At 69.2% G+C, this 14,588-nt stretch carries 12 protein-coding genes; 5 read left to right on the top strand and 7 right to left on the bottom strand.

The annotated features are described in order from the left end of the window. Nucleotides 1–26 precede the first annotated feature (26 nt). The 6 genes from E9536_RS07285 to uxuA all read right to left on the bottom strand — a co-directional run bounded on the left by E9536_RS07285 (nucleotide 27) and on the right by uxuA (nucleotide 6,962). Entirely contained in the window at nucleotides 27–458 is a 432-nt protein-coding gene (locus tag E9536_RS07285; protein ID WP_136469582.1) for a DUF934 domain-containing protein, read from the bottom strand. Further along, nucleotides 455–2,239, bottom strand: a complete 1,785-nt coding sequence (locus E9536_RS07290; RefSeq protein WP_059697367.1) for a nitrite/sulfite reductase — start codon at nucleotides 2,237–2,239, stop codon at nucleotides 455–457. Before E9536_RS07290 ends, E9536_RS07285 begins: the two co-directional genes overlap by 4 nt. A 226-nt stretch (nucleotides 2,240–2,465) precedes the next feature. Beyond that, entirely contained in the window at nucleotides 2,466–2,861 is a 396-nt protein-coding gene (locus E9536_RS07295; RefSeq protein ID WP_060319655.1) for a hypothetical protein, read from the bottom strand. A 91-nt stretch (nucleotides 2,862–2,952) separates the two neighbouring features. Continuing rightward, entirely contained in the window at nucleotides 2,953–4,386 is a 1,434-nt protein-coding gene (locus tag E9536_RS07300; protein WP_136469583.1) for a PLP-dependent aminotransferase family protein, read from the bottom strand. A 129-nt stretch (nucleotides 4,387–4,515) separates the two neighbouring features. After that, a complete protein-coding gene (locus tag E9536_RS07305; protein WP_027791793.1) occupies nucleotides 4,516–5,826 on the bottom strand; it encodes an MFS transporter in 1,311 nt (436 codons plus the stop codon). A 71-nt stretch (nucleotides 5,827–5,897) separates the two neighbouring features. Beyond that, nucleotides 5,898–6,962, bottom strand: coding sequence for a mannonate dehydratase (gene uxuA, locus E9536_RS07310; protein ID WP_174413983.1), 1,065 nt, complete (start codon nucleotides 6,960–6,962; stop codon nucleotides 5,898–5,900). A 268-nt stretch (nucleotides 6,963–7,230) separates the two neighbouring features. Between uxuA and E9536_RS07315 the strand changes: the two genes are divergently transcribed. Then, on the top strand, nucleotides 7,231–7,953 hold the full coding sequence (locus E9536_RS07315) for a FadR/GntR family transcriptional regulator (protein WP_059697364.1): 723 nt from the start codon (nucleotides 7,231–7,233) through the stop codon (nucleotides 7,951–7,953). 72 nt (nucleotides 7,954–8,025) lie between these two features. On the opposite strand, the gene E9536_RS07320 is transcribed toward E9536_RS07315, so the two are convergent. Then, the gene (locus E9536_RS07320) at nucleotides 8,026–8,757 is read right to left on the bottom strand and encodes a GntR family transcriptional regulator (RefSeq protein ID WP_059697363.1); all 732 of its coding nucleotides are present in this window, start codon (nucleotides 8,755–8,757) and stop codon (nucleotides 8,026–8,028) included. A gap of 232 nt (nucleotides 8,758–8,989) precedes the next feature. Here E9536_RS07320 and E9536_RS07325 point away from each other — a divergent pair, with 232 nt between their 5' ends. The 4 genes from E9536_RS07325 to E9536_RS07340 all read left to right on the top strand — a co-directional run bounded on the left by E9536_RS07325 (nucleotide 8,990) and on the right by E9536_RS07340 (nucleotide 14,525). Beyond that, a complete protein-coding gene (locus E9536_RS07325) occupies nucleotides 8,990–10,303 on the top strand; it encodes an MFS transporter (protein WP_059683769.1) in 1,314 nt (437 codons plus the stop codon). A gap of 32 nt (nucleotides 10,304–10,335) precedes the next feature. Further along, a complete protein-coding gene (locus tag E9536_RS07330) occupies nucleotides 10,336–11,910 on the top strand; it encodes an altronate dehydratase family protein (protein ID WP_059683767.1) in 1,575 nt (524 codons plus the stop codon). 31 nt (nucleotides 11,911–11,941) lie between these two features. Next, nucleotides 11,942–12,874 (top strand): dihydrodipicolinate synthase family protein, encoded by a 933-nt coding sequence (locus tag E9536_RS07335; protein WP_136469584.1) that lies wholly within the window; start codon nucleotides 11,942–11,944, stop codon nucleotides 12,872–12,874. A 64-nt stretch (nucleotides 12,875–12,938) separates the two neighbouring features. After that, nucleotides 12,939–14,525, top strand: a complete 1,587-nt coding sequence (locus E9536_RS07340; RefSeq protein WP_059683764.1) for an aldehyde dehydrogenase (NADP(+)) — start codon at nucleotides 12,939–12,941, stop codon at nucleotides 14,523–14,525. The last annotated feature ends 63 nt before the right edge of the window (nucleotides 14,526–14,588 follow it).

Genomic DNA, 14,588 nt, shown 5'->3' on the forward strand with positions numbered 1-14,588 from the left:
TACGGGCGGCCAGCGTGCCGCCCGTTTCATTTTGCGGCGGGCGTTGCCGCGTTCTGCTGCGGCATCGTCGTTCTCGCATCGCGCTGATAAAAGCCCGGGAACCGGTCGAGCTGCCGCCGCGCGGCCGTGATGTCCGTGCCGTCGCCGAGCACCGCGCTCGAAAACCCGGTGCGCTCCATCAGCAGCAACTGGTCGACCAGCACCTCGCCGGTCGCGCGCAGGTCGCCGGCGAAGCCGTAGCGCTTGCGCAGCAGGTACGCCTGGCTGTATGCGCGGCCGTCGGTGAACGACGGGAACTGCAGGTCGATGCGCGCGGCCTGTGCGATTTGCGCGGCAAGCGGCGGCAGTTCCTCGTCGTTGCCGATCGTCAGCGTCGCGGCGTCGTGCCGCTGCGTATCGGCGGCATGTTCGACCGGCGTCAGCAGCCGGATGCGTTCGGTGGGATGTTCTGGCTTCATGCGGGCTCCACCTGATGGCGCGCGTTGTTCGCCGCGGCCTTGAAGGGTTCCGTGCCGATGCGGCGGACGGTGTCGATGAACCGTTCGCTGCGGCCGTCGCTGTCGATCCGCGCGTCGAGGTACGCGTTGACGATCGCTTCGACGACATCGACGATCTCGTCCGCCGAAAACGACGGGCCGATCACCTTGCCCGGCCGCGCCGGGCCGCTCGCGGTCGAGCCGTCCGAGCCGCCGAGCGTGACCTGGTACCACTCGGCGCCGTCCTTGTCGACGCCGAGGATGCCGAGGTGGCCGCTGTGATGATGGCCGCACGAGTTGATGCAGCCGCTGATGTGCAGGTCGATGTCGCCGACGTCGTGCAGCATGTCGAGATCCTGGAAGCGCTCGGCGATCGCGTCGGCGATCGGGATCGAGCGTGCGTTCGCCAGCGCGCAGAAGTCACCGCCGGGGCACGCGATCATGTCCGTCAGGAGTCCGACGTTCGCGCTGGCAAGCCCGATCGCGCGGGCGTTTTCCCACAGCAGGAACAGGTCGTCGACATGCACCCACGGCAGCACGACGTTCTGCGTGTGCGTGACGCGCGCCTCGCCGGCCGAGAAACGGTCGGCGAGATCGGCGAGCGCATCGAGCTGGTCCGGCGATGCGTCGCCCGGTGCCTGCAGGCGGCGCTTGAACGACAGCGTGACGATGCGCAGCGCCGGGTCGCGGTGATCGGCGACATTGCGTGCGAGCCAGCGCGCGAAGGCCGGATGGTGTGCTGCCTGGGCCGACACGCGCAGGTTCGCGTCGCGCAGGCTGACCGTGCGCGGCTTGAGGCACGGCGCGACGAATGACGCGGCGACGCGGTCGAACTCGACCTGGGAGATCGTGTGCAGCCCGCCGTCGTGTTCGACGATCTGGCGGAACTCTTCCTCGACGTCGTCGATGTAGCGTTGCCCCTCGGTCTTCACGAGGATCTTGATGCGCGCCTTGTACTTGTTGTCGCGCCGTCCGTAGCGGTTGTACACGCGGACGATCGCCTCGATGTAGTTCATCACGTGCTGCCACGGCAGGAACGCGCGCAGCAGCGTCGCGATCGTCGGCGTACGGCCCATCCCGCCGCCCACGCTCACGCGAAAGCCGAGTGCGCCCGTGTCGTCGCGCACGAGCTTGAGGCCGACGTCGTGCCAGTCGGTCGCGGCACGATCCTCGGCCGCCCCGGTGATCGCGATCTTGAACTTGCGCGGCAGGAACGCGAATTCGGGGTGCAGCGTCGTCCACTGGCGCATCACCTCGGCGAACGGGCGCGGATCGGCGATCTCGTCCGGCGCGACGCCGGCGCGCTCGTCGCACGAAATATTGCGGATGCAGTTGCCGCTCGTCTGGATGCCGTGCATGTCGACGGTCGCGAGCAGGTCCATCACGTCGGCGGCCCTGGCGAGCGGAATCCAGTTGAACTGCACGTTGGTGCGCGTCGTGAAATGCGCGCTGCGGGTCGGCAGGCGCAGCGTGCCGAGCAGGGCCTGCGCGTCGCATGCGGCGCGGTAGGTGGCGTCGTCGGGCACATCGTAGTCGCGCGCGATCCGCGCGAGCACGCGCAGCTGCGCGCTGGACAGTTCGCCATAGGGCACGGCCACGCGCAGCATCGGCGCGTGGCGCTGCACGTACCAGCCGTTCTGCAGGCGCAGCGGCCGGAACGCGTCTTCGCTCAGCGTGCCGAGCTGCCAGCGCTCGAGCTGGTCGCGAAACTGGGCGGCGCGGCTGTGCACGAGCGCCCGGTCGAAAACGGTATATCGATACATGACGTGATACGCGAGAGGAGCCACGGCACGATGCGCACGGCTCGGGAGGGCGTTGCGACGGGTGTCAGGCAACCGGAGACAGCGTAGGGAACGCGGGGCGGCGGGACAAGCAGCAGATCGGGACGAAAAGGGCGCAGCAGATGGCCGGCGAAAGGCCGGTGCGGGCCGGTGCGGGCCGGTGCCGGCCGGCGCGGGCCGGGCATGCGTGCATGCCCGTGACGGGTGCTTACGCGTCGGCGTCGACGACGAGCGCCGGATCGAGCGCGCGGATGCGCTGGTCGATGAAGTAGCCGCCGCCTTCCTGGTAGCGCAGGAACAGCCGGCCGCACGTGCGGCAGCGGCTCACGGTGCAGCGGTTGTACGGGAAATGGCGCAGTGCGATCGGCGCGTCGTCCGACGCGTAGCGCGTGCCGGCCGGATGATATTCGGCGTAGGTCGGCTCAGCCTCGCCGGGCGGCGTGAGCGTGGCGACTTCGGTCAGTTGCGCGTCCTGCAGCGACAGCGGCAAGGTCGTCCATCCGGCGAGCGGCGTTTTCGTGCAGGTGCACGGCTGCGTGACGTGCGCTGCTTCGGTGGCCAGTTTCAACAGCGCGTCGTGATCGAGGTAGGGCAGTTGACTCATGGGAAGTCATGAAGAGGCGGCGGGATCAGCACTGTAACCCGCGCACGGGTTGCGTGCAGGGTCGTGACGCAGGCGGCGCACCGTGCGCGCTTCAAGCGCCCTTGCGGACCGACGGCTGCGCGACCAGCTCGCCGAGCACGCGGATCGCGCGTTCGATGTCGCGGCTCCACGGATGGCCGAAGTTCACGCGCACGCAACGTTCGAAGCCGTGCGCGGCCGAAAACAGCGGCCCCGGCGCGAAACTGATCCCGCGTGCGATCGCCTGGCGATGCAGCTCCATCGCGTCGATCGCGTCGGGAAACGCGAGCCACAGAAAATAGCCGCCTTCGGGCCGCACCCACTCGACGCCGGCCGGCAGCCAGCGGCGCAGCGCGTCGTCCATCCGGTCGAGTTGCGCGTGCAGCGCGCCGCGCAGCTTGCGCAAGTGCCGGTCGTAGCCGCCGTGCTCGAGATAGTTCGCGATGCCGGCCTGCGCGGGAATGCTGGCCGACAGCGTCGTCATCAGCTTGAGCCGCTGCACCTTCTCCGCGAACCGGCCGGCGGCGGCCCAGCCGATCCGGTAGCCGGGCGCGAGCGTCTTCGAGAACGAGCTGCAGTGCATCACGAGTCCGTGCCGATCGAACGCGCGCGCGGGCAGCGGGTAGTCGGGGCCGAAATGCAGCTCGCCGTATACGTCGTCCTCGATCAGCGGCACGTCGCGTGCGGCGAGCATTTCGACGAGCGCACGCTTTTTTTCGGTGGACAGCGTGACGCCGGTCGGATTCTGGAAATTGGTCATGAACCAGCACGCGCGGATGTCGTGCCGGTCGAGCGCGTTCGCGAGCGCATCGAGATCGAGGCCCGTGCGCGGATCGACCGGAATCTCGACCGCGCGCAGGTCGAGCCGTTCGATCGCCTGCAGCGCCGCATAGAAGCCGGGCGCTTCGACGGCCACGACGTCGCCGGGCCGCGTGACGGCCATCAGGCACAGGTTCAGCGCCTCGAGCGCACCGTTCGTGACGACGATCTCGTCGATGGGCTGCGAGATGCCCGTCGCGAGATAGCGCCGGGCGATCTGCTGGCGCAGCGCCTCGTTGCCGGGCGGCAGGTCGACGACCGCGCTCCACGGGCTGACGAGCCGCGTGGCCTGCGCGAGCGATTTCGCGAGGCGCGGCAACGGAAACAGTTGCGGCGACGGGAATGCGGAGCCGAGCGGCACGATGCCGGGCTGCGTGGCCGCGTCGAGGACGGAGAACACGAGGCTGCTGATGTCGACCTTGCGCGTGGCGCCGGCCCGTTTCGCGCGGCGTGTGGGCGACGGGCCCGCCTCCGGCGTTGCGCCCGGCGCGACGTAGTAGCCCGAGCGTTCGCGCGCACGGATCAGCCCCCACTGTTCGAGCAGGTAGTACGCGCGAAACACCGTCGACTGGCTCACGCCGTGCTGCGCGATGATCTGCCGCAGCGACGGCAGGCGCGTGCCGACGGCGAGGTTGCCGTTGCGGATGTCGTCGGCGATCGTGTGGGCGAGGGTTTCGTAGCGTTTCATCGGCGAGGGTGGCGCGCGCCGTCGCCACGCGCGGGCCGGACTGGCGCCGCGCCGGCGGGCGCGGCTCATTGTCCGATGCGCGGCCCGAAAAGGAAAGTGCACGCGTGCCGACCGCGCGTTCTTGCCGCGTCAGGCCGCGTTCGGCTCCACGTTCCGCCGGTTCGCACCGCCGCGCAGCGGCGGCAGCGGCTCGACCTTACCGACGATGAACAGGTACGACAGCGCGCCGACCACGCACAACGCACCGGCCACCGCGAGCGGCACGACGAACGAGCCCTTCGTGATCGACAGCATCACGCCCGTGAACGTCGTGATGAAGATCCCCGCGAGATTGCCCGCGAAATTCTGGATGCCGCCGAGCGACGCGACATGCGCCGGCGTCGGCGCGACTTCGCCGACGAGCGTCCATACGTTGGCGCCCGCGAACGACAGGCTGGCATACGCGAGCGCGAACAGCGCAAGGCACGCCCAGACGTTCTCGACAAAGGCCGACAGCGCGATCGACGAAGACAGCAGCATCCCGAGCACGAGGCAGGTCTTGCGCGCGGCGGTCGCGCTCCAGCCGCGGCGGAACAGGCTGTCCGACACGTAGCCGCCGAGCCAGCCGCCCGGAATCGCGAGCAGCGCGGGCAGCATGCCCCACGTGCCGAGCGACGCGAGCGAGAAGCCGCGCGACTGCAGCAGGTAGCTCGGGAACCACGTGATGAAGAAGTAGATCGCGAAGTTCAGGCAGAACAGGCCGATCATCATGCCCCACACGGTGCGATAGCGGAACAGGTCGAGCCACGACACCTTCGGGCCGTCGGTTGCGGCCGCAACGGCCGGTGCGCCGCGCTGCGCGAGCAGGGCATCGACGGCGTCAGGCGCGATCGCGCGATAGCGTTCCGGGTCGCGATAGACGAACCACCACGCCAGCGCCCACACGATGCCGATGCCGCCCGTGATCACGAACGACCCGCGCCAGCCGACGATCGAGATCAGCCACGCGACGAGCGGCAGCGACAGCGCGGAGCCGACGCGCGAGCCGCTGTCGAAGATGCTGCTCGCGAGCCCGCGTTCGCTGCGCGGGAACCAGTTGAACGCGACCTTCGCGAACGACGGGATCGCAGCCGCTTCGCCGACGCCGAGCATCAGCCGCACGCCGACGAGTTGCGCGAGGCCGCGCGCGGCGCCCGTCGCGACGGTGAACACCGACCACCAGCCGACCGCGAGCGCGAGGCTCACGCGCACGCCGACCTTGTCGATGAACCAGCCGGCCGGCAACTGAAGGAACGCGTAGGTCCAGAAGAACGCGCTCAGCACGAGCCCCATGCCGACCGCGTCGAGGCCGAGGTCGGCGCGGATGCTGGGCGCCGCGATCGCGAGGTTCGCGCGATCGATGAAGTTGATGACGTTGGCCAGGAAGCACATCAGGATCATGGCCCATCGGATGCGTGGCATGGGGTGTCTCCGCGCGGAATGTCGTGACGGGCGGCCGGCGATCCGCTGCGCCGGCCGCCGCGATGGGCGGGTTATCGGGTGACTGGCGACGGCGTGCGGTCGAACTTCGCGAGCGCTTCCCACAGGCCGTTCAGGTAGACCGCGCCGAGCGCGCGGTCGTAGAGGCCGTAGCCGGGCTTGCCCGTCTCGCCCCAGATCATGCGGCCGTGGTCGGGGCGCACGTAGCCGGTGAAGCCGGTGTCGTGGTACGCCTTCACGATCGCGGCGATGTCGAGCGAGCCGCAGCTCGACAGGTGCGCCGTTTCCTCGAAATCGCCGTTCGCGTCGACCTTCACGTTGCGGATATGCGCGAAGTGGATGCGGCCCATCGCGCCGAATTCGCGCACGAGCGCCTCGACGTCGTTCTGCGGGCCCGCGCCGAGCGAGCCCGAGCACAGCGTCAGCCCGTTCGCGGGCGTGTCGACGATGCGCACGATCCGTGCGAGATCGTCGCGGTTCTTCACGATGCGCGGCAGCCCGAAGATCGGGCGCGGCGGATCGTCGGGGTGGATCGCCATCTTCACGCCGGCTTCCTCGGCGACCGGGACGATCGCCTTCAGGAAGTATTCGAGGTTCGCCCACAGCGCCGCCTCGTCGACGTCGCGATACTCGGCGAGCAGCGCCCGCAACTGTTCGGGCTGGTAGCTCGAATCCCAGCCCGGCAGCGCGATGCCGTCGTCCGGATCGATCCGGTCGACCGCATCGGTGCTGAACGCGAGGCAGGTCGAGCCGTCGTCGAGCGTCTTCGACAGCTCGGTGCGCGTCCAGTCGAACACGGGCATGAAGTTGTAGCAGATGACGCGGATGCCGGCCGCGCCCAGATGGCGGATCGTCTGCCGGTAGTGGTCGATCAGGCGGTCGCGGCCCGGTTTGCCGAGCTTGATGTCCTCGTGAACGGGCACCGATTCGACGACTTCGAACTGCAGGCCGGCGCGTTCGATCGTCGCCTTCAGCGTGTCGATCTTGTGCGCGGGCCAGACTTCGCCCACCGGTTCGTCGTAGATCGCGGACACGATATGCGTGACGCCCGGAATCTGGCGGATGTATTGCAGCGAGACCGGATCGGACTCGCCGTACCAACGGAAAGACATCTTCACTGGAGCGGCTCCTGGCTGGCGGTTCATGCATCGGGCGACCGGGCGGCAGTGTGCCGGCCCGTCGTCGGTGTGCGGATTATGATTGGTATGCCAGTTGTGTGGGATAGTGGTTTACCAGTTGTCCGATTCAGGATTGGCCGGAACGACGCTTCCGGGAGCGTCCAGTCGAGCTGGCCGACAGGCCGAACCGGATGCGGGCCGGAATTGGTGTACCATTTTGGCGATCCGGCGCCGCGACGGCGCCGGCCAGCTTGTTGAGAGCCTTTCGATGACCGATCTTTCCAGCCTGCCCGCCAACCGCGACACCGATGCCGCGGACCGCTCCTATATCGGCCTTGCGCGGCAGATTCACGCGATGGTGGCCGCCGGCGCGTTCGAAGCCGGCGCGCGGCTGCCGTCGGAGCGCAGCCTGGCCGACCAGTTCGGCGTGAGCCGCACGCAGGTGCGCGAGGCGATCATCGCGCTCGAAGTGCAGGGGATCGTCGAGGTGCGGATCGGTTCGGGCATCTACGTGTCGGCGGCCGATGCCGCGCGGCCGGTGACGTTCGAGGTGCCGCGCGGCCCGGGGCCGATCGAGACGCTGCGCGCGCGCGGGCTGATCGAGGCGGAGGTTGCCGCGCTCGCGGCGACCGAGCGCAAGGATGCCGATCTCGATCGCCTGTTTTTCTCGCTGACGACGATGCGCGAGCAGATGGACGACAAGGCTGCATACGACGCGGCCGATCGCCAGTTCCACCTGCGGATCGCGGAATCGACCGGCAACACGGTGCTGCTGCACATGGTCACCGCGATGTGGGACTGCGCGCGCAGCGATCCGCTGTGGGACAAGATCGAGGAGCACTTTCACTCGACCGCGCTGCGCGAGGCGTCGCAGGAGGATCACCAGCGGATCTTCGCGGCGATCATGGCGCGCGATGCGGGAGGGGCCCGCGACGCGATGCGCGCGCACCTGTCGCGCGTGATCGCGGAGTTCACGCAAGCGTGGCGCTAGCGCGCCGGCAGCAGGCGAGCGGTGCGACAGGCCCGCTGCCGCGGGCCGCGTTTCAGGCCGCCGCTACCACCATCAAAGCCCTTCGAACAACGCGACATGCTCGTCATACGCGCGCTGCTGCCGTGCGTACGCATCGTCGAGATGCTCGTGCAGTGCGCGCTCGGCCGCATCGGCGTCGTGCCGCTCGAGCGCGTCGAGCACTTTCTGATGCTGCGCAAGCGTGACCTCGCCGACGATCGGATCGCGCACGGTCACGTGCCGCACACGGTCGATCGGCGCGCGCACGATCTCGACGAGCTGCTGCACGCGCGGTAGCCGGGCGGCCGCGCTGACGGTTGCATGAAACGCGTTGTCGCACGCGATCGCCGCGACCGCGTTGCCGCGTTCGATCGCGCGCCGGTGCGCATCCTGGATGTCGTGGAGCTGTTCGAGCTCGCGCGCGCTGATGACTTCGGCCGCGCGGCGGATCGCGGCCGTTTCCAGCACCTTGCGGATCAGCGCGCTCTCGACGAACTGCTCGCGCTTCACGGGCGCGACGAAGGTGCCCGATTGCGCGGCGATCAGCACGAGCTCCTCGCGTGCAAGCTGCAGCAGCGCCTCGCGCACGGGCGTGCGCGACACGCCGAGCGCCTCCGCGATCGCGCGCTCGTAGATCACGTCGTTCGGAAGCAGCGTCATCGTCACGATCGCGTCGCGCAACAGCGCGTGAATCTGCACGGACAGGGCCTGCGAGCGGTCCAGCGTGAATTCGGCTGGGATCAGGCGGGCGATGAAGGTGTCCTGGGTGGTGCGTTCTGACTTCATGAATGGGCTAGAGGGTGGCAGGCGACCGGCGTCCTCGGTGGGTGCCGGTCGATCAGTATATTAGTGCGCATACCGATTTCGGCGGATCGGTGGCGGATTCTCGATCGATCGATTCCGGGGTTTACCCCCGTATCGGCACCGGAAGGTATCTCTATAATCGCCAACTAATATATTAGTTGGCCAACGCTTCGAAGAAAGCGTGACCGGCGACCCATTCCCACTGGAGACACGTATGCACCTCGAAGACTCAGCCGGACCCCGCCCGACGGCCCATGCCTCGACCGCCGCGCCGACGGCCGTGCGCTGGCGGATTTTCTGGCTGCTGTTGTTGCTGTCGTCGATCAACTACATCGACCGCGCGTCGCTGTCCGTCGCGCTGCCGATCATCTCGACCGAATTCAGCCTGTCGCCCGCGATGGAAGGCGTGCTGCTCAGCGCGTTCTTCTGGACGTACGCGCTGATGCAGATCCCGAGCGGGCTGCTGGTCGACCGCTTCAAGGCGCGCACCATCGTCGGCCTCGCGACGATCGGCTGGGGCGCATGTCAGGCCGTCGCGGCCGCGTGCTTCAGTTGGGTGCCGCTGCTGCTGACGCGGCTCGGACTCGGCATCGCCGAATCGCCGATCATGCCGGCCGGCGCGAAGCTCGCGGGTACGTGGCTCACGCCGGCCGAGCGCGGCCGCGGCGCCGCGCTGCTCGACGGCGGCGCGCCGCTCGGCTCGGCGTGCGGTGCGATCATCATCACCGCGCTGATCGCGGGCCTCGGCTCGTGGCGGCTCGCGTTCGTCGTCGCGGGCGCGGGCACGATCGTCGTCGGCATCTTCGCGTGGTGGTACATCCGCAACCATCCGTCCGAGCATGCCGGCGTGAACGCGGCCGAGCTCGAGCACGTGACCGCGCATGCGGCCGCGGCCCGCGCGGGCGAGCCGAAGGGCAGCGTGCCGTTTCGCGAACTGCTGCGCGACCGTTCCGTGCTGTTCATGTTCGCGAGCTGGGCCTGCTACAACAGCGTGTTCTACGGGCTGATGACGTGGATGCCCAGCTACCTGCACAAGGCGCACGGCTTCGACCTCAAGCAGATGGGCGGCGCGACCTTCATCATCTTCATGTGCGGCTTCGTCGGCGAGCTGTTCGGCGGCTGGCTCGCCGACAAGTGGCGTGCGGCCGGCGGCGCGCCGAACCGCGTGATGCGCGCGATGTTCTCGGTCGCGGGCCTCGCGTCCGCCGCGGCGATCCTCGCGGTGAGCTTCGCGACGGGGCTCGTCAGCGTCGTCGTGCTGCTGTCGGTCGCGTTGTTCTTCATCCGCTGGTGCGGGATGTTCTGGGGCGTGCCGGCGGCGCTCGGCGGCCAGTCCCGGGCGGGCCTGCTCGCGGGCGCGATGAACTTCGGCGGCAACATCGTCGGCGTCATCGTGCCGATCCTGATCGGCCTCATCGTGCAGTTCACCGGCACCTATTTCCTTGCGCTGATGTTCTTCGTCGTCGCGGCATTCGGCCTGGCCGTCTGCGCGAGCCTCATCGATTACCGCGACCGGGGCCTCGACTGAAGCCCGTCGCCCGATTCAACCGGAACCGAACCATGTCGTCACTTCCCACCGAAACCCGGCAGCCGCCGGCCGCGTCGCGCACGCGCGCGATCCGGCTCGATCCCGCCGACGATGTCGTCATCGCCGTCGAGCAGCTCGTCAGCGGCACGCGCCTCGACGACGAAGGCGTGAGCGTCGCGGGGCTGATCCCGCCCGGTCACAAGATTGCGACGCGCGCGATCGACGCCGGCGCGCCCGTGCGCCGCTACGGCCAGATCATCGGCTTCGCGAGTCAGCCGATCCGGCCCGGCCAGCACGTCCACACGCACAACCTCGACATGGGCGAGTTCGCGCGCGATTACGCGTTCGGCGAAGGCACCCGCGATACCGCGTTCGTGCCCGAGGCGCAGCGCGCGACGTTCGACGGCATCGTGCGCGCCGACGGCCGGGTCGCGACGCGCAACTACATCGGCATCCTGACGTCGGTGAACTGCTCGGCGACGGTCGCGCGCGCTGTCGCCGATCATTTCCGCCGCGACATCCACCCCGACGCGCTCGCCGCGTATCCGAACGTCGACGGCGTGGTGGCGCTGACGCACGGCGTCGGCTGCGCGGTCGACCCCGACGGCGACGCCCTCGCGATCCTGCAGCGCACGCTCGGCGGCTATGCGTGCCATCCGAATTTCGCGGCCGTGCTGGTGATCGGGCTCGGTTGCGAAACCAACCAGATTCCGCGCCTGCTCGAAACCCAGGGGCTGACGGAGCACGCGCGGCTGCGCACGTTCACGATCCAGGACAGCGGCGGCACGCGCAAGACGATCGAGAAGGGCATCGCGCTCGTCGAGTCGATGCTGGCCGCCGCGAACGACGTGCGGCGCGAGCCCGTCGATGCGAGCCACCTGACGGTCGGCCTGCAATGCGGCGGCTCCGACGGCTATTCGGGCATCACCGCGAACCCCGTGCTCGGCGCGGCGGTCGACCTGCTGGTGAAGCACGGCGGCACCGCGATCCTGTCCGAAACGCCGGAGATCTACGGCGCCGAGCATTTGCTCACGCGCCGCGCGGAGTCGCGCGACGTCGGCGAGAAGCTGGTCGCGCGGATCCGCTGGTGGGAGGACTATTGCGCGCGCCATCACGCGGCGATGAACAACAACCCGTCGGCCGGCAACAAGGCGGGCGGTCTCACGACCGTGCTGGAGAAATCGCTCGGCGGCATCGCGAAGGCCGGCAGCACGAATCTCGTCGACGTCTACGAATACGCGATGCCCGTTCGCGCGAAAGGGCTCGTGTTCATGGATACGCCAGGCTACGACCCGATCTCCGCGACCGGGCAGGTCGCGGGCGGTGCGAACCTGATCTGCTTCACGACGGGGCGCGGCTCCGCATACGGCTGCGCGCCGACGCCGTCGCTGAAGCTCGCGACCAACAGCGCGCTGTGGCGGCGGCAGGCCGACGACATCGACCTGAACTGCGGCGATGTGCTCGACGGCGGCGCGCGCATCGACGCGCTCGGCGCGACGCTGTTCCGGATGATGCTCGACGCGGCGTCCGGCCACGCGACGCGCAGCGAGCTGCACGGCTACGGGCAGAACGAATTCGTGCCGTGGCAGATCGGCGCGATCACCTGATTTGAATCCTCTGCGGCAAGGAGTGCCACTGATGCAACCGAACATTTCATCCGCGCGCTTTCGTGGCGTGTTTCCCGTCGTGCCGACGATCTTCACCGACGACGGCCGTCTCGACCTCGACGGACAACGCCGCTGCGTCGACTTCATGATCGATGCGGGATCGAACGGCCTGTGCGTGCTCGCGAATTTCTCCGAGCAGTTCTCGCTCGCCGACGACGAGCGCGATGCGGTGATGCACTGTGTGCTCGAGCACGTCGCCGGCCGCGTGCCGGTGATCGTCACCACATCGCATTTCGGCACGACCGTGTGCGCGCAGCGCAGCCGCCGCGCGCAGGACGCGGGCGCCGCGATGGTGATGGTGATGCCGCCGTATCACGGTGCGACGTTTCGCGCGGGCGAGGCGGCGATCGTCGAGTTCTTCCGCAGCGTCTCCGATGCGATCGACATCCCGATCATGATCCAGGACGCGCCGGCGAGCGGCACGCACCTGCCTGCCGCGCTGCTCGCGCGGATGGCGATCGAGATTCCGAACGTGTCGTACTTCAAGATCGAGGTGCCGCAGGCGGCCGCGAAGCTGCGCGAGCTGATCGCGCTCGGCGGCGACGCGATCGTCGGGCCGTGGGACGGCGAGGAGGCGATCACGCTGATGGCCGATCTCGAAGCAGGCGCGACGGGGGCCATGACGGGCGGCGCGTATCCGGACGGGATCCGCCGGATCGTCGACGCATGGGCGGCCGGCCGTGCGGACGAAGCCGAGCGCGAGTACGGGCGCTGGCTGCCGCTCATCAATCACGAGAACCGCCAAGGCGGCATCGCGACCGCGAAGGTGCTGATGAAGGCGGGCGGCGTGATCGCGTCGGACGCCGTGCGTCATCCGCTGCCGTCGATGCATCCCGACACGCGCGCGAGCCTGCTGCGGATCGCCGGCTCGCTCGATCCGCTTGTGCTGCGCTGGGGCCGCTGAGCGCTGCGCGCGACGGCACGGTTCAACGATTTCACGATTCAACGATGTTCAACGAGGACGATTTATGCAGATTTCTGGCGCTTCCCTGATCGGTCGACGCAGCGCGGCCGGCGCCGCGGGATTCCAGGCGATCGACCCGGCGACCGGCGCGGTACTTGCCCCCGTGTTCGGCCGCGCATCGGCGCAGGACGTCGACGCAGCCTGCGTGCTGGCCGCACAGGCATTCGACGCGTATTCGCATACGTCGCTGCACGCGCGCGCGGCGTTTCTCGACACGATCGCCGAGAGGCTGCTCGCGCTCGGGGATTCACTGGTCGAGCGCTGCGTCGCGGAAAGCGGTCTGCCGCGCGCGCGCATCGAAGGCGAGCGCGCCCGCACCGTCGCGCAGCTTCGGATGTTCGCGCAGGTCGTGCGGGCGGGCGACTTTGTCGGCGTGCGCATCGATCCCGCGCAGCCGGCGCGTCAGCCGCTGCCGCGCGTCGACCTGCGCGTACAGCACGTCGCGCTGGGCCCCGTCGCCGTGTTCGGTGCGAGCAATTTCCCGCTGGCATTCTCGGTCGCGGGCGGCGACACGGCGTCGGCGCTGGCGGCCGGCTGCCCGGTGATCGTGAAGGCGCATCCCGCGCATCCGGGCACGTCGGCGCTCGTCGGTCGCGCGATTCAGCAAGCCGTGGAGGCATGTGCGATGCCGGATGGCACGTTCTCGCTGCTGTTCGACGACGGTTACGAGGTGGGTGCCGCGCTCGTGCGCGATCCACGCATCCAGGCGGTGGGCTTTACGGGCTCGCGCGGCGGCGGCGTCGCGCTGATGGCGCTCGCGGCTGCGCGACCGCAGCCGATACCCGTCTACGCGGAGATGAGCAGCGTGAATCCCGTGCTGCTGTTTGCGCATGCGCTCGACGCGCGCGCGGAGGCGATCGGCCGCGCATTTGCGGCGGCGCTGACGCTCGGCGTCGGTCAGTTCTGCACGAATCCGGGCCTGATTCTCGGCGTCGACGGCCCCGCGCTGCGGCGCTTCGAGGCCGCCGCCGCCGCCACGCTGGCCGATCTGCCCGCGGCTGCGATGCTTACGCCCGGCATTCACCGCGCGTACGACGAGGCGGTCGTGCGCCTTGGTGCGCAGGCCGGTGTCGAATTGCTTGCGCGCGGCGCGGCGGCCGATGACGGGATCCGTCATGCGGGCCGCGCGGCGCTGTTCGCGACGCAGGCCGACCGGTTCGCGCATCAGCCCGGGTTGCACGACGAAGTGTTCGGCCCCGCATCGCTCGTCGTGCGCTGCCCGGATCTCGACACGATGCATGCGCTCGTCGAGCGGCTCGACGGGCAGCTCACGACAGCGCTGCATGTCGACGACGGCGATCACGACGCGGCGCGTGCATTCATGCCGCTGCTCGAACGGCGCGCGGGGCGCATTCTCGTGAACGGCTTCGGCACGGGTGTCGAGGTCGCGCATGCGATGGTGCACGGCGGTCCGTATCCGGCGACGTCGGACGGCCGCTCGACATCGGTGGGCAGCCTCGCGATCGGCCGCTTCCTGCGCCCGGTCTGCTATCAGGACGTGCCCGATGCGCTGCTGCCCGATGCGCTGCGCGATGCGAATCCGCTGGGCGTGCCGCGCGCCATCGACGGACATCGCGATGCGCAAGCGTGACGGGCCGGTTCCCGAACCGGTGAAGCGACGACGGCGCGCTTTCGACTGATCATTGGCCGCTCG

This window comes from Burkholderia sp. LS-044 (assembly GCF_004803625.1).
GTDB classification, from domain to species: domain Bacteria; phylum Pseudomonadota; class Gammaproteobacteria; order Burkholderiales; family Burkholderiaceae; genus Burkholderia; species Burkholderia cepacia.